The sequence below is a fragment of the Streptomyces sp. NPDC001770 genome (assembly GCF_053596135.1).
The window spans coordinates 1-18,394 of record NZ_JBSFFN010000054.1 but is presented as its reverse complement, the minus strand read 5'-3'; the positions used below and the strand labels follow the sequence as shown (position 1 = coordinate 18,394).

The window sequence follows — 18,394 nt, the reverse complement described above, 5'->3', positions numbered from 1 at the left end:
GCAAGCCCCCACGCACTCCCCCGCCCGAGCCCAGCCTCACGAACAGGAGTCACCGGTGCCGGTCCTCCCTGGAGCCGAGCCGTTCCGCCACGAGGGCGGAGAGGTCGGCGTCCTCCTCTGTCATGGCTTCACCGGATCGCCCCAGTCGCTGCGCCCGTGGGCCGACCACCTCGCCGCGCGCGGGTACACCGTGTCGCTGCCGCTGCTGCCGGGACACGGCACCCGGTGGGAGGACATGGCGGTCACCGGCTGGCAGGACTGGTACGCCGAGGTGGACCGGGAGTTGCGGGTGCTGCGGGAGAGGTGCGCGCGGGTCTTCGTCTTCGGCCTCTCCATGGGCGGGGCGCTGGCTCTGCGGCTGGCCGCGCGGCACGGCGACGCGATCGGCGGGCTGGTGCTCGTCAACCCGGCGAACAAGGTGCACGGCCTGTCCGCGTACGCCCTGCCGGTCGCCCGCCACCTCGTCCGTACGACGAACGGGCTGGCCGGGGACATCGCCCTGGAGGGTGCGCACGAGGTGGGCTACGACCGGGTCCCGCTGCACTCCGCCCACTCGCTGCGCCGGTTCCTGCGGATCGTCGACGCCGAACTCCCGCAGGTGACGCAGCCGGTGCTGCTGCTGCACAGCTCGCAGGACCACGTGGTGCCGCCCGCCGACACGGCCCGCATCCTCAGCAGGGTGTCCTCGCGGGACGTCGAGGAGGTGCTGCTGGAACAGAGTTACCACGTCGCGACGTTGGACCATGACGCGGAGCGGATCTTCGACGAGAGCCACCGGTTCCTCGCCCGTCTCGCATCCGGAGTCGCGGAGAAGGGGGGTACGTCCGGTGGCTGAGCAGGACGCGGACCGCACGGGCAGTGACGAGGAGCGCGAACCGCCGCAGGCGGAGGGGCAGACGGCCGCGCCCGGGAGTACGGACGAGGCGCGCCCCGCCGGCGTGCCCCGGGACGAGGTGCGCCCGCTGGACGAGGAGGCCGCCTGGGCCGCGATCGTCGCGGGGTACGGCGAGGAGCCGCCGGACCCGCCGGGCGCCAAGCCGTTCAAGCCGGTGGAGGACCTCGCCCTGCCGGACGAGGACCTGATCAACGTTCTGGACGACGAGGACCGGCCCGAGGCCCCGGCGGACAAGGGCAACGGCAAGAGCGGGCTGGGCAGTTCGGTGGTCTTCGCCCCCGGCGTCGGCGGTCCCCGCGACCACGTGCTGCCGGACGCGGATTCCGGCGGCGCCGACGACGAGGACGACGACGACCCCGAGGGGCATTTCGTGCCGCCGGAGCCGCCGCCGCTCCCGGAGGCGGACGCCACGTCCAAGTTCGCCTGGCTCGGGGTGGTCGGCGGTCCGGTGCTGCTGCTCCTCGCGGTGCTGCTGGGCTGGGAGATGACCTGGTGGCTGACGACCGTCTGCATCGGCGGGTTCCTCGGCGGCTGCGCGACGCTGGTGGCGCGGATGCCGCACGACGACGACGAGGACCTGGGCGACCCGGGGCACGGCGCCGTCGTCTGAACCGTCAGGCCTCGTCGCCCTCGTGAGCGGCGGGCACCCGCAGGGCGGCCAGGACCGGCAGATGGTCCGTGGCCGCCCGCAGATCGGCGTCGCCGATGCCGGGGAGCCCGGCCGGGACCCCGCAGCCGAGGACCTCGATGCCGTCCGTGGTGAGGACGGCGTCGATGCGGCGTACCGGCCCGTCGGACGGGAAGCTGTGCTCCCCTCCCCAGGGCCGTACCTCCCAGCCGTCGTTGAGCCGCCCGGCGAGCAGCCGGAAGGCGTCCCCGGCCGGTACGTCGTTCAGGTCGCCGCCCACCACGGCGTGCCCGACGCCCATCGCCTCCACCCGCTCCAGCAGCGCCCGGGCCTGGGCGAGGCGTTCGTCCGGCCGCAGGCTCAGATGGCAGCTGACCACGCCGAGCCGGGTTCCGGCGATCCGTACCACCGCCGTCGCGAAGCCCCTGCGGTGCAGCCCGGGGGTGCGCGGCAGCAGGACGTCCTCGGTGCGTTCGACGGTGGCGCGCAGGGAACAGAGCAGCAGGGGGCCGGCGGCGGTGGCGCCGCCGGAGAGGATGACCAGGTCGGTCGCGGCGGCGAGCCGGGCGGCGGCCTTGCGCCAGCGGAAGAAGCGCGGCGCCTCCTGGACGAAGACCAGGTCGGGGGCGCAGGCGCGGATGACGCGGGCCAGGGCCGCGGGGTCGTCGCGCAGCGAGCGGATGTTGTAGCTGAGGACGCGGACGACGGCCGAACCGTCTTCCTCGGTACGGGAGTCGGGCAGCGGCGTCAGAACCATGCGGGCCACGATACGACGGACGCCCGCCGTGCCCCTGGGGGCGCGGCGGGCGTCCGTTCGGATCGCGCGTGGTGCGGTCGGGTGCCGAGCTCAGCCCTGGCGGGCCAGGTCGGCGGCGCCGACCAGTCCGGCCTTGCCGCCGAGCTGGGCGGCGAGGACCTGGGCGTGCGGACGCCACTCGCCGCCGATCAGCCAGCGGCGGAACGACTTGCGGATCGGGTCCAGGACCAGCTCGCCCTCGTCGGAGACGCCGCCGCCGACGATGAAGGCGGACGGGTCGAAGAGGGAGGCCAGGTCGGCCAGGCCCGCGCCGGCCCAGCGGGCCAGCTCGCGGAACGAGTCGATGGCCACCGCGTCGCCCTGGCGGGCGGCCTCGCTGATGTGCTTGCCCTCGATGCCCTCGACCGTGCCGTCGCCGAGCGACAGCAGGACGGCGGCGTTCTCCGGCGTCGCGTTGGCGCGCTGCTTGGCGTACCGCACCAGGGCGCGGCCGGAGGCGTACTGCTCCCAGCAGCCCTGGCTGCCGCAGCCGCAGAGCAGGCCGTCCGGGACGACTCGGATGTGGCCGAATTCGGCCGCTACGCCGAAGCGTCCGCGCCGCAGCTTGTTGCCGATGATGATGCCGCCACCGAGGCCGGTGCCGAGCGTGATGCAGATGACGTCGTCGTGGCCCTTGCCCGCGCCGAAACGGTACTCGCCCCAGGCCGCCGCGTTCGCGTCGTTCTCGACGACGACGGGGAGGCCGACACGCTGTTCGACCTCGTCCTTGAGCGGCTCGTGGCGCCAGTCGATGTTCGGTGCGAAGAGCACGGTCGCACGCTTGTCGTCGACGTATCCGGCCGCGCCGATGCCGACCGCTTCGATGGTGTGGCCCTCGCGCGCACCGTCCACGGCCGAGCAGATGGCGTCGACGATGCCCGAGGCCGTCGGCGGGGTCGGTACTTTGAACATCGAGAGGATCTGGCCCTCTTCGTCGACCACTCCAGCCGCGATCTTCGTGCCGCCGATATCGACGCCGATGGTGAGTCCCATGAATCCCTCAGTTCCGGTCGAGCCCCGCTGGGTCAACCGTACCCGAGAAGGGAGCCGGAATTTCCGGCCAGGGCTCAGTCCAGGTCGATGTGTTCGCTCGCCGACGGCCCGTCCGAGGGCCGGTCGCGGGGGTCGGAGGGGTCGTCGGCGGCCTGGCCGGGCGTGTCGGCGGGACGGCGGGCTCCGCCGGAGGCGCCTTCGGTGGTCCGCGTCCAGCGGCCCTCCTGGCCTTCGACCGCGGAACGGTACGCGGCCAGCAGCTCGTTGCCCGCGGCGGCGAGGTGGTCGAAGATCTCCGGATTGCGCTCGATGACCGGTTCGACCGCCGACTTGGCCTGCTGGATGACCTGCTGCACCGCGCCCTGGGCGGCGGTGCCGAGCAGCGGCGAGGAGAACGCGCCGAGCTTCCCGGCCACCGCGTCGACCAGCTTGCGCAGCTCCTCGGCGGCGGAGGCGGGCGGCGGCCCGTAGGTGGCGCGGCGGCGGGCCTTCTCGGCCTCCAGGTCCTCGGCGCAGGCGTCGGCCCACGCGTCGCCGTCGGCGGGACGATCGGTGGCTTCACTCATGGCGGGCTCCTGCGACGCGGATGACGTACTACCGACGGTACCCGAACGGAGGTCGTCCGTTCAGGGGCAGCGCGGCGGCCGGCTCGGCAGCGTGGCCAAAGTGGCCGACAGGACCCGTCAGGGCGTGCGCGGCCAGAGCAACGGGTCCGGGGTGAAACGGACGCGCAGCACGCCATCGCGGAGGGCGGCCCCGGAGACGGTGCAGCGGCGGAGCGCCGGCTCCAGGCGCACGCTGCGGCGGTAGGGGCCGACTGCGAGGAGGATCTCGTCCCCGCGGCGCACGAGCCGCAGACCGGACTTGACCGCACCGGGCAGCGGCAGGCACCAGACGAAGCCCTCGGGTCCCCCGGAACCTTCGCGGCCGTCGGTTCCGTCGGTGCTGTCGGTTTCGTCGGTTCCGTCCCGGGGGGCCCGTTCGGTCCACCAGGGGGCGTCGGCGCGGCCTGCCGGGCGGTCGTCGGGGGCGGGAATCCCGAGCAGGTCCAGGTCCTCGGCGGTGCGGGGGTCGTGGCCGAGGTGGGGGGCCTCGTACAGCTCCTCGCGCGACGATTCGTACGACGCCTCGCCGGCGGCGGGGCCCACGCCGGGCCGGGGCGCCCGGTCCTCGTGGTCCTCGTACCAGCGGGCGAGGGTCTTCTCCTGCTGGGCGGCGAGACCGGCGAACCATGGGTCGGCGGAGTGGCGCGGCAGTACCCGGTTGGCGACCAGCAGGTCGGTGCGCAGGCCGTGCAGCGCGAAGCCGGTGCGGGCGGCGCGGAGGGCGTCCTCGGCGGCGGGTCCGGGCTCGGCGACCAGCCGGAGGGTGGTGGAGCGGTCTTCGATCAGCGCCTCGACCTCGGCGAGTTCGGTGTCCTTGCGGGCGGCGGCCGCGTACAGCCACTGCGCGGGCATCGGGACCCCGGCGAGCTGGGCGAGCACCGGGCGCAGCGCGCGGGCGGCCTGCCGTTCCTGGGGCAGCAGCCGGCGCAGGTAGCGGCGGAGCTGGCCGGGGAGGGCGAGCAGGGCGACGGCCTCGGTCAGAGGCGGCAGGGCGACGACGAGGGTGTCGTACCCGGCCTTTGACCAGTCGCCGGAGGCGGCCCGGTGCAGGGTGTGCAGGAGGGCGAGTTCGGCGCTTCCCGGGAGTTCGGTGAGTTCCTCGGCGTCCATGCGCCCGGCGCCGAGGAGGTCGAAGGCGGCGGAGGCGCGTTCCTGGAGGGCGAGGAGCTCGGTGCGGAAGTGGGCGGCCGGGTCGGTGCGCGCGTGGTCCAGCAGCTCGTCGGCTGCGACGGGCCCGGGGTCGTCCGGGAAGCCGGGTACGTGATCGCGGGTGACCAGCAGGGTGCGGCGGCCGGCCCGGGCCGAGGCCCGTGCGGTGGCCGCCGCGACGGTGGTGGTGCCGGCGCCGCCGGGCCCGGTGACCAGGACCGTGCGCACCGGGTCAGCCCTGCGGGGCGGACTCGACGCGCTTCTTCAGACCGGCGAGCGCGCGGTCGATGATGACCTTCTCCGCCTTGCGCTTGATCATGCCGAGGAGCGGGATCTTGACGTCGACGGCGAGGCGGTAGGTGACCTCGGTGCGCTCGCCGCCGGCGAGGGGCGCCAGCGCGTAGGTGCCGTCGAGGGACCGCAGCATCTGGGACTTGACGAGGCTCCAGCTGACCTCGTCGTCGCCCCTCCAGGTGTAGGCGAGGACGTGGTCGTCCTTGATGGCTCCGGCGTCGAGGACCAGGCGGACCTGTTCGGCGCGGCCCTGGTCGTCGGTGGCCAGCACCTCGGCCTCCTTCACCTCGCCGGTCCACTCCGGGTAGCGGGCGAAGTCGGCGATCACGCTCATCACGTCGGCCGGTGCCGCCTCGATCGTGATGCTCGAGCTGGTGTGTTCAGCCATCGCCGTGGCCCTCCATGCGCTGTGCCGGTCCATTCTCGGCAGGAGCCTGCCGGGTGCAGGCTATCGCGTGTGCGCGAGGGGGTGTCCGGCGGCTCTCACCAGGCGGACGGCTCTCACCACCGCCCGGTCCGGCCGCTCTCACCACTGGAGCGCCCACGGCCGGCCGGTGGAAGCGAAGTGGCCGACGTTGACGCACTCGGTCGCGCCGATCCGCATCCGGCGGGCCAGCGGCTGGTGGACGTGGCCGAAGAGGGCGTACCGGGGGCGGGTGCGGCGGATGGCGTCCAGCAGGGCGCGGCTGCCGCGTTCGAAGCGGCGGGCGACGGTGTCGTAGACGAGTTCCGGCACCTCGGGCGGGATGTGGGTGCACAGGACGTCGACCTCGCCGACCGCCTCCACCTTGGCGGCGTACTCCTCGTCGCTGATTTCGAACGGGGTGTTCATCGGGGTCCTGAGCCCGCCGCCGACGAAGCCGAAGACGCGGCCGCCGATCTCGACGCGCTGGCCGTCCAGGACGGTGGTGCCGGGTCCGGCGTACTCGGGCCAGAGGGTGGGGACGTCGACGTTGCCGTAGGTGGCGTACGTCGGGGTCGGCATGGCCGCGAACATCTCCGCGTACTGCTTGCGGACCGCGCCGAGGATGGCGGCGTTTCGGTCCATGCCCGCCCAGAGCTCGCGGCCGAAGTCGCGGGCCTCCTCGTAGCGGCGGGCGGTGCGCAGGGCCACGATGCGGTCGGCGTTCTCCACGCCGAAGAGGTCGGGGAAGATGCCGCGCGAGTGGTCGGCGTAGTCGAGGAAGAGCACCAGGTCGCCGAGGCAGATCAGGGCGTCGGCGCCGTCGCCCGCGCGGGCCAGCGCCTCGGTGTTGCCGTGTACGTCGCTCACCACGTGGACGCGGGTGGTGGAGCGAGCGGCCACCGGGGTGCCCGTCGCTCCCTTTTCTCCTGCACGCATGAGATCACCCTAGCCAGCCCCCTGTGGCCTGAACAGGGCGTCGGACCTGCGGTTACTTCCGAGTCCGGAGACCGGTGGTCTAGGGTTCCCGGAACGACGGCCTCTGTATGTGATGCATAAGACATCTGTCCTGCTCCTCTATCCGGAAGCTGTACCGGTGGGTAACGTCCGGGCAGTCCAGTCGTGCTCACCCCACTGAGCACCTGCCAATCGTGGACCGCTTCCGGTGCGTCACACAGAGCCGTGGCACCGGAGCCCGATGAGGAGCAGCAGTCTTGCGCGAGTTCAGCCTTCCGGCCCTGTACGAGGTCCCCACGGACGGCAACCTGACCGATCTCATCCGCCGCAACGCCGCTCAGCATCCCGCCACCGCGGTGATGAGCCGCAAGGTGGCCGGTGTGTGGACGGACGTCACCGCGACCCAGTTCCTGGCCGAGGTCAGATCCGCCGCCAAGGGCCTCGTCGCGGCCGGGGTGCAGCCGGGCGACCGGGTCGCCCTGATGTCGCGCACCCGCTTCGAGTGGGTCCTCCTCGACTTCGCCATCTGGACCGCGGGCGCGGTGACCGTACCGGTGTACGAGACCAGCTCGCCCGAGCAGATCCAGTGGATCCTCGGTGACTCCGGCGCGGTGGCGGTGATCGTGGAGAGCGACGCCCACGCCGCCTCGGTCGCCTCGGTCCAGGGGCGGCTGCCGGAGCTCAAGCAGGTCTGGCAGATCGACCGGGGCGCGGTGGAGGAGCTGAACGCCGCCGGAGCCGAGGTCTCCGAGGAGACCGTGGACGAGCGGACGACCGCGGCGAAGGCCGACGATCCGGCCACCATCGTGTACACCTCCGGGACCACCGGCCGCCCCAAGGGCTGCGTGCTCACCCACCGCAGCTTCTTCGCGGAGTGCGGCAACGTCGTGGAGCGGCTGAAGCCCCTCTTCCGTACCGGCGAGTGCTCGGTGCTGCTCTTCCTCCCCGCCGCGCACGTCTTCGGCCGGCTGGTGGAGGTGGCGGCCGTGATGGCGCCGATCAAGCTCGGCTGCGTACCGGACATCAAGAACCTCACCGACGAGCTGGCCGCGTTCCGGCCGACGCTGATCCTCGGGGTGCCGCGCGTCTTCGAGAAGGTCTACAACGCGGCCCGCGCCAAGGCGCAGGGCGACGGCAAGGGCCGGATCTTCGACCGCGCCGCGTCGACGGCCATCGCCTACAGCCAGGCTCTGAGCACCCCGAAGGGCGCCTCCCTCGGCCTGCGGCTGACGCACAAGCTCTTCGACAAGCTCGTCTACGGCAAGCTCCGCGCGGTCCTCGGCGGCCGCGGCGAGTACGCGATCTCCGGCGGCGCCCCGCTCGGCGAGCGGCTCGGCCACTTCTACCGGGGCATCGGCTTCACCGTCCTGGAGGGCTACGGCCTCACCGAGAGCTGTGCGGCCACCGCCTTCAACCCCTGGGACCGGCCGAAGATCGGTACGGTCGGCCAGCCGCTGCCCGGTTCCGTGGTGCGGATCGCCGACGACGGCGAGGTCCTGCTCCACGGTGAGCATCTGTTCGCGGGATACTGGGGGAACGAGGCGGCGACCGCCGAGGCGCTGGCGGACGGCTGGTTCCACACCGGTGACATCGGCACGCTGAACGAGGACGGCTACCTCGCGATCACCGGCCGCAAGAAGGAGATCATCGTGACGGCGGGCGGCAAGAACGTCGCCCCCGCCGTGATCGAGGACCGCATCCGCGCCCATGCCCTGGTGGCCGAGTGCATGGTGGTGGGCGACGGGCGTCCGTTCGTCGGCGCGCTGGTCACCCTGGACGAGGAGTTCCTCGGCCGCTGGGCCGAGGAGCACGGCAGGCCCGCCGGTTCGACGGCGCGCTCACTGCGCGAGGACGCCGGGCTGCTGGCGGAGATCCAGCGGGCGGTGGACGACGGGAACGCGGCGGTCTCCAAGGCGGAGTCGGTGCGCAAGTTCCGTGTCCTGGATGCCCAGTTCACCGAGGAGGCAGGACACATCACGCCCTCGCTGAAGCTGAAGCGGAACGTCGTCGCGAAGGACTTCGCCCACGAGATCGAGTCGATCTACGGCGGCTGATCCGGACGGTACGGCGAAGCGGGGCCCGCACGCGCGTGCGAGCCCCGCTTCGTCGTACCGCGAGGTCAGAGCAGCGTGCGGAGCTTCTCGGCGAGCAGGTCCCAGCGCCACTTCTCCTCGACCCACTCCCGTCCCCGCTCCCCCATGCGGCGGCGCAGCTCCGCGTCGCCGAGCAGGGTGATGATCCGGTCGGCGGTGTCCTCGGCGTCGCCGCCGCGCACCACCCAGCCGGTCTCGCCGTCCAGGACCGCGTCGGGCGCCCCGCCGGAGTCGCCCGCCACCACCGGCAGCCCGGTCGCCGAGGCTTCCAGGTAGACGATGCCGAGGCCCTCCACGTCGAGGCCGCCGCGCCGGGTCCGGCAGGGCATGGCGAAGACGTCGCCGGCGCCGTAGTGCGCGGGGAGCTCCTCCCAGGGCACGGAGCCGGTGAAGCGTACGGAGCGGCTCACCTCGGTCTCGGCGGCGAGCTTCTCCAGGTCCTTGGCGTACGGGCCGCCGCCGACGATCAGGAGCACGGTGTCGGGGTGGCGGGCCAGGATCGCGGGCATGGCGAGGATCAGCGTGTCCTGGCCCTTGCGCGGCACCAGCCGGGAGACGCAGACGACGACGGGCCGGTCGGTGAGCCCCAGCCGGGCCCTGACCCGGTCGCCGCCGGACGCCGGGTGGAAGGTCTTCTCGTCGACGCCGGGCGGGAGCTGGACCATGCGGCCGGCCGCATCGGGGGTGAGCGCGGCGGCGATCCGGGACCGGGTGTACTCACCGAGGTACGTGATCGTGTCGGTGCCCTCCCCGATGCGGCGCAGTAGTTGCCGGGAGGCGGGGAGCTGGGCCCAGCCGGCCTCGTGGCCGTGGGTGGTGGCGACGAGCCGGCGGGCCCCGGCCCGGCGCAGCGCGGGGGCCATCAGGCCGAGCGGGGCGGCGGCTCCGAACCAGACGGAGGTGCAGCCGTGCTCCCGCAGCAGCCCTGCCGCGCGCCGGGTGACCCGGGGGGTGGGCAGCAGCATCGTCGTGCGGTCGCGGACGACGGTGAAGGGCTGCTCGGCGTCGAAGTCGGCGGTGGCCCGTACGCCCTCCTCGCTCCGCTTCCAGGTGGAGGCGTAGACGACGAGCTGTCCGGGGTCCAGCCGCAGCGCCATGTTGTGCAGGAAGGCCTGGATGCCACCGGGGCGGGGCGGGAAGTCGTTGGTCACGATCAAGGTCTTGTCCATCGCCGCCGACAGTAACGGACCCGCCCCGCGCACGGACCTCCCCGTGTCCTGTCAGCCCCGGCGGCCTGCCTCCGGCCGCGCCTCGGTCCCCCGCACAGCGGGGCCCGGCATCATGGCTGACCGGACGTACGGCACGAGGAGCGGAAGAGCCATGACGGGACGGGCCGGCACGCGCGGGGTCCTCGCGGTCTGGACGGTGACCAGGGCGGCGCTGCTGCTCTGCGTGCTGAAGGTGGTGACGGTCCCGGGTCCCGACGTCACCGTGGACGTCTCGGTGATCTACCACGGCTGGTACGAGGTGCTGCGCACCGGCACCTTCCCCGCGGGCGACGTCACCTGGCAGTACCCGCCAGCGGCGGCGCTGCCGGTCCTGGCCCCCGCGCTGCTGCCGTTCCTGGAGTACCCGACGGCGTTCCACGTGCTCGTGCTGGTCTGCGACGCGGTGGTGCTGGGGCTGCTGCTGCGGGCGGGTTCGCGGCCCGGTGCGCGGCGCGCGGGCGCCTGGGTCTGGGTGGCGGGCGTACCGCTGCTGGGCCCGACCGTCTACGCCCGGTACGACCTGATGGTGACGGCCCTCGCGGTGGCGGGGCTGCTGGCCGGGGTGCGCCGGCCGAGGGTGCTGGGGGCGCTGGCGGCGTTCGGGGCGCTGCTGAAGGTGTGGCCGGTGCTGGTGCTGGTGGGGACGGCCCCGGGGCAAGTGACCCGCCGCGCGTGGTCGGCGGCGGTGGTGGCGGCCGGGGCGCTGGCGGCGGGGTTCTGGCTGACGATGCCGGGCGCGTTCGCGTTCCTCGCGTACCAGCGGGACCGGGGCACCGAGATCGAGTCGCTGGGCGGGGTGGTGCTGCATCTGGCGCGGTGGGCGGGCTGGCCGGGGTGGATCGAGTTGCACTACGGCTCGATGGAGTTCCTCGGCCCCCGGGTGGAGCTGGTGTCGGCGCTGGCCCTGGGACTGAGCGCGGCGGGGTTCGGCTGGCTGCTGGTGTGGCGGCTGCGGGCGCGTGCCTTCGCGGCGCACACCGCGGCGGACGCGGCGTTCACGGCGGTGCTGCTGTTCACGACGACGAGCCGGGTGATCAGCCCGCAGTACTTGGTGTGGCTGGTCGGTCTCGCGGCGGTCTGCCTGGTCCTCCCGGGCAGCCGGTCGGGCCTGCCCGCCTGCCTGGTCCTGGTCGCCTGCCCGGTGACCTTCCTGGAGTTCCCGCTGGGCTTCGGGCACGTGGTGGCGGGCGACGGCACGGGCGTGGCCCTGCTCCTCGTACGGAACGGCCTGCTGGTCGCGGCGACGGTGGTCGCGGCGGTACGGCTGTGGCGCGGGACGCGGCCGGTGGTGGCCCCGGCCGGCCCCCCGGCGGCGGGCGGCACTCGGGCGGAGACCGGAACAGCGGCCGGGACCGGCTCGGCGGAGACCGGCACGGAGGCGGAGGCGCCGGTGCCTCAGCCGAGCCGCTCGGTGAGGTAGTCGCGCCAGCGGGTGGTGAACTCCCGCTCGCCGATGCCGAGGACCTTCTCCGTCGCGGTGTCCACCGCCCCCTCGCGCCCGTCGTGCGCCCCCACCGCCCGGTACAGGTCGGTGAGCGCGTCCTCGCCCCACTCCTCGGCGACCAGCTCGCAGGCGAGCCAGCCGCCCTCGTACGCCCGCGCCAGTGCGTCCGCGTCCCGGTCGAAGGCGAAGTCGTCGTCCGCGGGAAGCGCGGCGGGCAGGTCCCGGGAGCGGACCGCGGTGGCGAGTTCGGGCGCGATCTCGTCGGCCGTACGGTCCTCCTGCCGGTACGCGGCCCAGTCGGCGAACCCCTCGGAGAGCCAGAGCGGGGTGGCGGGGGTGGTGGATGTCCGGGTGGCCACGTGCGTGGTCTCGTGGGTGAGGACGACCCGGCGGCCGAAGGTGCCGAGGCCGGCGTACGCCTCCGGGTTGACGACGACCCGGTCGGCGAGGCCCGGCCGACCGTTCCCGCCGGCGACCGCGCCGGTGGTGACGGCCGCTATCCCCCGGTAGGTACCGGCCGGCGAGCCGAGGAGCTCCGCCATGGCCCCGGTGGAGGCGGGGACGAGGTAGACCACCCGCGCCGCCCAGGTGTCCGGCCAGGCGGCGGAGGCGGCCGGGACCGCGTGGTCGGCGGTCTCCGCGATCTCGCGCAGCTCCTCCGCCGGGCGGCCGACGCCGAGGACGAGGCTGTGGGTGCCGTGCACCGCGGTCACCGGGCCCTGGTCCCAGAGCGGTACGGCCGCGTCCTTCGCGGGCCGGTCGGCCGTGAGGTACCAGGACCCGCCGGAGCCTTCCCGGGCGAGCTCCAGGGTGCGGCGGGCGGTCGCGGGGGCGGTGTCGAAGCCCGCGACGCGGTAGTCCAGCTCGACGTCGGCGGTGACCCGGCCGGTGCCCCTCGGGGTCATCGACTTCACCGTGTACGTCCAGGACCGCAGCGGTACCTGGGCCAGGTCGGCCAGTGAGGTGCGCTGGGCGGTACGCAGCGCGGCGGCGTCCGGGTCCACCACGGCCAGGTAGGCGGCTGTGTCGTGGTGCAGCACGGCGGCGGCCCGCCGGTCCAGGACCGCGGTGATCTCCCCGGCGGTGGCGGAGTCCGCCGAGCGGCCGGGGGCGGCGCACCCCCCGGCGGCCAGCAGCCCGGCCAGCAGCAGCGCGACGGACGGGACGCCCGCCGCACGCCGGATACGGGGCCGGGTGCGGGGGCGGTCCCGCCGCGCGCCGGGCCGGGGTGCCGCCTGTTCTGCCATTCAGCCGATCGTACGGTCAGACCCGGGTGACCGAGGAGACGGGCATCATGCCGACGGGGTCGTAGCGGACCGCGGCGCCGGGGTACGGGGCGTGGATGACCTGGCCGTTCCCGGCGTACATGGCGATGTGGCTGGCGTCCGCCCGGTAGGCGACCAGGTCGCCGGGGAGCGCCTGGGAGAGCGGCACCATGCGGCCCGCGTACCGCTGGGCCTGGGAGGTGCGGGGCAGGCTGACGCCCGCGCGGGCGTAGGCCCACTGCATGAGCCCGGAGCAGTCGAAGCCGCTGGGGCCGTTGGCTCCCCAGACGTAAGGGCGGCCGAGCGCCTGCTGGGCGGCGGCCAGGGCGGCGAGGGCCCTCGCCGAGCCGGGGAGGCCGGCGGCGGCCGACCGGAGGGCGTCCAGATCCCCGGTGCCGCCCGGGCCGGCGGGGCGGCCGGAGCGGGACGCGCGGCCGTCGTGGGCGGCGCGCTGCCCGGGGGGAAGGGCGGCCAGCAGCCGGCGGGCCTCGGCGAGCTTGGATTCGACGGTGCGCTTGTGGCGGGCCACGGCGGCGCGGCTGCGCTCCAGGTCCCGCAGGTCGTCCGCGGCCTCGGCACGGATCTGGTCGAGCTTCTGGCGGGTGCGGCGGAGCTTGTCGAGCGCGAGCGCCTGGCGGGCGCCGAGCCGGTCGAGGGTCGCGGCCCGGTCGAGGAAGGTGTCCGGGTCCGAGGAGAAGAGCAGGGCCAGGGTGGGATCGAGGGCGCCCTCGCGGTACTGCGCCCCGGCGATGGCTCCGAGGCCCCCGCGCATCCCGTTGAGGGCGTCCCGGGTACGGGCGGCGGCCTCCTGGGCGCGGGCGACCTCGTCGCGGAGCCGGCCGGTCTCCTCGCCGGCCCGGTTGAACCCTTCGGTGGCCTGCTCCGCCTCGCGGTACAGCTGGTCGACGCGCGCCCTGGTGGCATCCCGGTCGTGCGGGGCCGCCGCGCTCGCCGGGGCCCCGGTGAGGCCGGCGGCGGCGCTCGCCGCGGCCGCCGTGAGGACCGTGGCGCGGACGCCCCGGTTGAGGCCGGACTGGGTGGGACGGCGATGGGACACCACGGGAGCCGCACTCCTTCCGCTGCGCGCGTACGCACGCGGCCCCCTGCCACCCGGGACGGGTGGGACGACGGACGGGAGCCGCACAGCAGACAGACAGTAATCGCCCGGTTACACGGTGACCAAGGACCGGCCGGGGGGCGCGAGAGGCGAAACCACTCCGCCCCGGCGGTGACCTGGGTCTCCGTCGGGGCGGGGCGTCGTGCGGGGGCGAACCGATTCGCCCGTTCGGGCGTCGGACACCGGGCGCGGACACCGGGTGCCGGCTACCGGGCGTCAGGTACCGGCCGTCAGATGCGGACGCCGACCTGGAAGCTGCCGATGGTGTTCATCGACTCGTAGCGGACGTACGCGCCGGGGTGCGGGGCGTGCAGCACCGTGTTGTTGCCCGCGTAGAGGGCCACGTGCTCGGTGTTGTTGAAGAACACCAGGTCGCCCGGCTTCAGCTGGCTGCGGCCGATCTGGGTGCCCTGGTTGATCTGGGTGTACGTGGTGCGGGTGATCGCGACACCGGCCTGCGCGTAGGCCCACTGCGTGAGGCCCGAGCAGTCGAACGAGCTGGGGCCCGTACCGCCGGAGACGTACGGCTTGCCGATCTGCGTCGCGGCGTTGGCGAGGGCGGAGGCGCCGAGGGCGGAGGCGGGGACCTCGTTGCCCAGGTCGACGCGGGTGCCCGCAGACCGGCTGGCGCGCGCGTCCTCGTCGGCCATCCTCTGGCGCTCGGCGGCGGTGAGGGTGTTCAGCAGGGCCTGCGCGTCGGAGAGCTTCTTCTGGTACTTCTTCTTGTTCGCACCGAGGGCGTCGCGGACCTCGGAGAGCTCGGAGAGCTTCGCCTGGGCCTCCTTGCGCTCCTGGGCGAGGGTGCGCTGCTTGGCCTGGATCTTCTCCAGCGAAGCGGCCTGCTTGGCCGTGAGGCTGTCCAGCGCCGAGGCCTGGTCGAGGAAGCTGTCCGGGTCCGAGGAGAAGAAGAGCTGCACGGAGGGGTCGATGCCACCGGAGCGGTACTGCGCGGTGGCGAGCGAACCGAGTTCGCCGCGGAGGCTGTTGAGGTCGGCCTGCTCACGCGCGACCTTGTCCTGGAGGGCGTCGACCTCCTTCTCCAGCTTCTCCTGCTGCTCCTTGGCCCCGTTGTACTTCTCGGTGGCGGCCTCGGCCTCGCCGTAGAGCTTGTCGACCTTCGCCTTGACCTCGGTCTTGGTCGGCTTGGGATCGGCGTGCGCGGCCTGGGCGGAGAGGGCCACTGCGGCTGCTGCGGTCGCGGTGAGCACGGTCACACGGGTGCGGCTCGGCTGCTTGGGTCGACGGTGGGACGCCACGAAGGCGAGCTCCTTCTTCCTCAGAGCCGCCTACCAGGACGGAGGGCAGAACACCCGGTACGACCCGGCTCCGCGCACATCACGGACTCGGCGGTTCCTTCGCCGCCACCCCGAATGAGTGATCAACCGTGCGAAGGTTCGAGCCCTGACCCTAGTGACCTGGTTGTGATCAGTTCAAATCCTCCGTGGAAGAAATTCGTCACACCCGGCGTTTCCGCACCGCCGACGCACGGCGCGTAGCCGGGAATTGACGATACGTTTCCCCGAAAGCGGCACATCACCTCGTATCATCCCACGCGCCCCTAAACGCGTGAAAGCCGCTTCAGGAGCAAGGCGGACGCCACGGGCCGGGCACCGGCCTTGGCCACCCCGTCCGCCACCTCCCGGTCGGTGGAGACCACCACGACGGGCCGCCCCGGCGGTTCGGCACGGGCCAGTTGCCGGATCAGCTCGTCGGCGGTCACCCCCGCCTTGCTGAAGAGCACCCGCACCCCGCGCGGCGGCGCGAGCAGCACCGGCACGGCCAGCTCCGCCCCGTCGAACACACAGGTCATCTCGGCGCCCGTCTGCGCGGCGAGCATCGACAGTCCGCCCAGCAGCCTCAGCCGCTGCTTCTCCAGCGGCATCTGGGGATAGCCGGTCTTCGTGACGTTGTAGCCGTCGATGATCAGGTGTGCCTGCGGCAGCGCCAGCAGCTGGTCGAGCAGCGCCGGATCGGTCTCCGAAAGCGCCCTCGCGGCAATGTCCTTGGGCGACATCCGGCCCGGCTCGACCGCGTCCACCCCGTCCGCCGGACGGGAGGTCGAGGGGGGCAGCGCGAGCTCGCGGCGCAGCCCCGCGGCGGCGTCGAGCACGGTGTCCAGCAGCAGCCGCAGCCGCATGTCCTCGACCGAGCGGCCCTCGCGGGCGGCCCTGCGGCTCGCCTCCACGGCCGTCTCGGCCTCCGCCAGGCGGGTCTTGAGCCGGCGGGTCTCGCTCTCCGCCTGGGAGACCTGCGCCGCGGCCTCGGCACGTACCGCGTCCGCCTCGGCGGCGGCCCGGCGCAGCGCGGCCTCGCTGCGCTTGACCTCGCTGAGGGCGCTGCGCAGCTTGCGGTGGAGCGACTCGGACTCCTTGCGCGCGGCGTCCAGTTCGGCGCGGAGCCGCTCGGTGTCGGCCTTCGTCTGGCCGCGCGCGTGGGCCAGTTCCTCGCGCAAACGTTCCGTCTCGCGCCGGCTCTCGTCGTCGGCACGCTCCGCGGTGGCCCGCTGGACCTCCTCGCCGGCGGCCTGCACCAGCTTGACCCAGCCGACCGGGCGCAGCACGTACGCGGCGGCGGCGACGTCCACCGGATCGGCGGCGGCCGGCGGCGCACCGGCCTCCAGGGCGCGGGCCAGCTCGGGCTGGGCCGCCGCGATCCGCTCCCCGATGCGTCCCCGGAAGCGGGCGTCGCCCTCCAGCGCGGCGGCCATGGCGTTCCCGGCGAACTTCGCGCGCCGGGTCGGGGTGAAGCGGGCGTACTGCCGCAGCTGCGCGGGCAGTTCGCCGACCGTCAGGCCTCCGAAGGCGTCCGAGACCAGCGAGACGACCCGCCGCCGCACTCCCTCGGGCAGCGGGCGGTCGAGCGCCTCGACGGCGCCGTCGGCCCCATCGGCCGGATCAGCGCCGCTGGTCGGCTGCTCCACCATCCGTCACCCCATCATGTCCGTGGATGCGACTCCGTCAGGAGTCGGCACCTGGCCTGTCCACCAGTTCGATCTGGTCCACCGCGCTGCACCAGCGGCAGCGGACCGATTCGATCGTCTCACTGACGACCTCCCGCTCCTCGACACTGGCGTCACCGGCCAGGTCGAGATGGACGTACTCCACCACCTTCGACGACCGCGTCACGTCGAAACGGGTGAGGTTTCCGCAGAGCGTGCAGCGCCAGCGGGTCGCGTCGGTCGGCTGGGGAACCGTCGTCATCGTGCCGTCCTCATTCGTCGTCGGGCCTCGTGCCGTCCCGGACGAGGCCCGTCCTGTCCTGCCTCAAGGATCTCGCGGTGCGCCGTCGAACTGCGGGTGTCCTGGGGCAACCCTACGGCCTCGCGCCCGGCCGACGGCACGGCGAGGCGGCCCGTTCCGTTCCGTCCCGGTACGTCATGCTCCGTACATGATCGAACGGCGTGACGCGGGCCCGCTGGGCGCGGTACGGAGGCTCCGCCTCCCGGCGGCGGCGGGCGGCGCCCCCGTCACGTACGGCCTCATGGCGGTGTGCTGCCTGGTCTTCCTCGCCGGCCCGGTCTCCGGGTTCGGACCCTCCTACGGCACCGCCGACGCGGCTCTCGCCGCACAGGCGGGCTACTTCGAGAGGTGGGGGGTGATCCCCGCCGAACTGTGGGACGGCTCCGCGCACGCGTGGCTCACCCCGTTCACCGCCCTCTTCGTGCACGGCGGCTGGCTCCACCTGCTGGGCAACATGCTCTTCCTGCACGTGTTCGGCGCCATGGCCGAGGAGCGGATGGGCCACCTCGGCTTCGCCCTCTTCTACACCGGCTGCGGCTATCTGACCCTGGTGGTCTACGCGGCGGCGTACGCGGACTCCGAACAGACACTGGTCGGCGCCTCGGGGGCCATCTCGGCGGTGCTGGGGGCGTTCCTCCGCCTCTTCCCCAGGGCACGGGTCACCAGCATCTTCCCGTTCCTCCTCTTCCTGCCGCTCCGCTTCCCCGCCTGGATCGTGCTCCTCTTCTGGTTCGCCCTCCAGTGGCTGGCGGCCCGCACCGCGGGGAGCGGTCCGGGCGTGGCCTATCTGGCGCACGTGGCCGGGTTCGCCGCCGGATTCGTCCTGGCCCGGGGGGTCCACCGGCGTGGGGCTAGAGTGAAGACACCAGCCACGGCCACCGAGGGAGAAAGCCAGCCGTGATCACCGCGATCGTCCTCATCAAAACCAGCGTCGACCGGATTCCGGAGATCGCCGAGTCCATCGCGGCGCTGGACAGCGTCAGCGAGGTCTTCTCGGTCACCGGTACGTACGACCTGATCGCCATGGTCAGGGTGGCCCGCCACGACGACCTCGCCGAGGTCATCCCCGGCCGGATCAGCAAGATCCCCGGCGTCGAGGGCACGGACACGCACGTGGCCTTCCGTACGTACTCCCAGCACGACCTGGAAGCCGCCTTCGCCATCGGCCTCGACGCGTAACCACCGCTCACGACGCGGTCCTCGGCAGCACTTCGGCCGGGGACGGGCAACCGCCCGTCCCCGGCCGAAATGCGGGCGGGGAGTCACCGGCAGATCAGAGCGGTGACCCGGTCGGGGACGCCACGGCCC

Annotated in this window: 18 protein-coding genes; 6 read left to right on the top strand and 12 right to left on the bottom strand. The window is 73.6% G+C overall.

Annotated features, from left to right (window positions below; genetic code table 11):
• Positions 1-55 precede the first annotated feature (55 nt).
• Complete coding sequence (locus tag ACWCSV_RS31780; protein ID WP_451148201.1) at positions 56-835, top strand: alpha/beta hydrolase; 780 nt, start codon at positions 56-58, stop codon at positions 833-835.
• Positions 828-1,505 (top strand): hypothetical protein, encoded by a 678-nt coding sequence (locus ACWCSV_RS31775; RefSeq protein ID WP_451148199.1) that lies wholly within the window; start codon positions 828-830, stop codon positions 1,503-1,505. Before ACWCSV_RS31780 ends, ACWCSV_RS31775 begins: the two co-directional genes overlap by 8 nt.
• A 4-nt stretch (positions 1,506-1,509) precedes the next feature.
• On the opposite strand, the gene ACWCSV_RS31770 is transcribed toward ACWCSV_RS31775, so the two are convergent.
• The 6 genes from ACWCSV_RS31770 to ACWCSV_RS31745 form a co-directional block, all read right to left on the bottom strand.
• Positions 1,510-2,280: an endonuclease/exonuclease/phosphatase family protein gene (locus tag ACWCSV_RS31770; RefSeq protein ID WP_451148197.1), complete on the bottom strand. Its 771-nt coding sequence runs from the start codon at positions 2,278-2,280 to the stop codon at positions 1,510-1,512.
• A 90-nt stretch (positions 2,281-2,370) separates the two neighbouring features.
• Complete coding sequence (locus ACWCSV_RS31765) at positions 2,371-3,312, bottom strand: ROK family glucokinase (RefSeq protein ID WP_266703447.1); 942 nt, start codon at positions 3,310-3,312, stop codon at positions 2,371-2,373.
• Positions 3,313-3,386: 74 nt separating this feature from the next.
• Positions 3,387-3,878 (bottom strand): DUF5304 domain-containing protein, encoded by a 492-nt coding sequence (locus tag ACWCSV_RS31760; RefSeq protein ID WP_451148194.1) that lies wholly within the window; start codon positions 3,876-3,878, stop codon positions 3,387-3,389.
• 117 nt (positions 3,879-3,995) lie between these two features.
• Complete coding sequence (locus ACWCSV_RS31755) at positions 3,996-5,294, bottom strand: ArsA-related P-loop ATPase (protein WP_451148192.1); 1,299 nt, start codon at positions 5,292-5,294, stop codon at positions 3,996-3,998.
• 4 nt (positions 5,295-5,298) lie between these two features.
• Positions 5,299-5,748 carry an SRPBCC family protein gene (locus tag ACWCSV_RS31750; RefSeq protein WP_451148190.1) on the bottom strand — a complete coding sequence of 150 codons (450 nt, stop codon included), beginning with the start codon at positions 5,746-5,748 and terminating at the stop codon, positions 5,299-5,301.
• A gap of 138 nt (positions 5,749-5,886) precedes the next feature.
• On the bottom strand, positions 5,887-6,702 hold the full coding sequence (locus tag ACWCSV_RS31745) for a metallophosphoesterase family protein (RefSeq protein WP_451148188.1): 816 nt from the start codon (positions 6,700-6,702) through the stop codon (positions 5,887-5,889).
• Positions 6,703-6,977: 275 nt separating this feature from the next.
• On the opposite strand from ACWCSV_RS31745, the gene ACWCSV_RS31740 reads away from it, so the two are divergent.
• A complete protein-coding gene (locus ACWCSV_RS31740; protein WP_451148186.1) occupies positions 6,978-8,774 on the top strand; it encodes an AMP-dependent synthetase/ligase in 1,797 nt (598 codons plus the stop codon).
• Positions 8,775-8,839: 65 nt separating this feature from the next.
• On the opposite strand, the gene ACWCSV_RS31735 is transcribed toward ACWCSV_RS31740, so the two are convergent.
• Positions 8,840-9,982, bottom strand: coding sequence for a glycosyltransferase family 4 protein (locus ACWCSV_RS31735; RefSeq protein WP_451148184.1), 1,143 nt, complete (start codon positions 9,980-9,982; stop codon positions 8,840-8,842).
• A gap of 151 nt (positions 9,983-10,133) precedes the next feature.
• Between ACWCSV_RS31735 and ACWCSV_RS31730 the strand changes: the two genes are divergently transcribed.
• Entirely contained in the window at positions 10,134-11,441 is a 1,308-nt protein-coding gene (locus ACWCSV_RS31730) for a glycosyltransferase 87 family protein (protein ID WP_451148182.1), read from the top strand.
• On the opposite strand, the gene ACWCSV_RS31725 is transcribed toward ACWCSV_RS31730, so the two are convergent.
• From ACWCSV_RS31725 to ACWCSV_RS31705, 5 genes are all read right to left on the bottom strand, one after another.
• Positions 11,417-12,712, bottom strand: coding sequence for a hypothetical protein (locus tag ACWCSV_RS31725; protein ID WP_451148180.1), 1,296 nt, complete (start codon positions 12,710-12,712; stop codon positions 11,417-11,419). The genes ACWCSV_RS31730 and ACWCSV_RS31725 overlap by 25 nt on opposite strands.
• Positions 12,713-12,728: 16 nt before the next feature.
• Entirely contained in the window at positions 12,729-13,790 is a 1,062-nt protein-coding gene (locus ACWCSV_RS31720; RefSeq protein ID WP_451148178.1) for an NlpC/P60 family protein, read from the bottom strand.
• Between the two features lie 287 nt (positions 13,791-14,077).
• On the bottom strand, positions 14,078-15,103 hold the full coding sequence (locus tag ACWCSV_RS31715; protein WP_451148176.1) for an NlpC/P60 family protein: 1,026 nt from the start codon (positions 15,101-15,103) through the stop codon (positions 14,078-14,080).
• 302 nt (positions 15,104-15,405) lie between these two features.
• Positions 15,406-16,767, bottom strand: a complete 1,362-nt coding sequence (locus ACWCSV_RS31710; protein WP_451148232.1) for an NYN domain-containing protein — start codon at positions 16,765-16,767, stop codon at positions 15,406-15,408.
• Between the two features lie 37 nt (positions 16,768-16,804).
• Positions 16,805-17,047, bottom strand: a complete 243-nt coding sequence (locus ACWCSV_RS31705) for a hypothetical protein (RefSeq protein ID WP_327175299.1) — start codon at positions 17,045-17,047, stop codon at positions 16,805-16,807.
• 187 nt (positions 17,048-17,234) lie between these two features.
• Between ACWCSV_RS31705 and ACWCSV_RS31700 the strand changes: the two genes are divergently transcribed.
• The gene (locus tag ACWCSV_RS31700; protein ID WP_450779684.1) at positions 17,235-17,987 is read left to right on the top strand and encodes a rhomboid family intramembrane serine protease; all 753 of its coding nucleotides are present in this window, start codon (positions 17,235-17,237) and stop codon (positions 17,985-17,987) included.
• Positions 17,984-18,265, top strand: coding sequence for an Lrp/AsnC family transcriptional regulator (locus ACWCSV_RS31695; protein WP_358758050.1), 282 nt, complete (start codon positions 17,984-17,986; stop codon positions 18,263-18,265). Before ACWCSV_RS31700 ends, ACWCSV_RS31695 begins: the two co-directional genes overlap by 4 nt.
• The last annotated feature ends 129 nt before the right edge of the window (positions 18,266-18,394 follow it).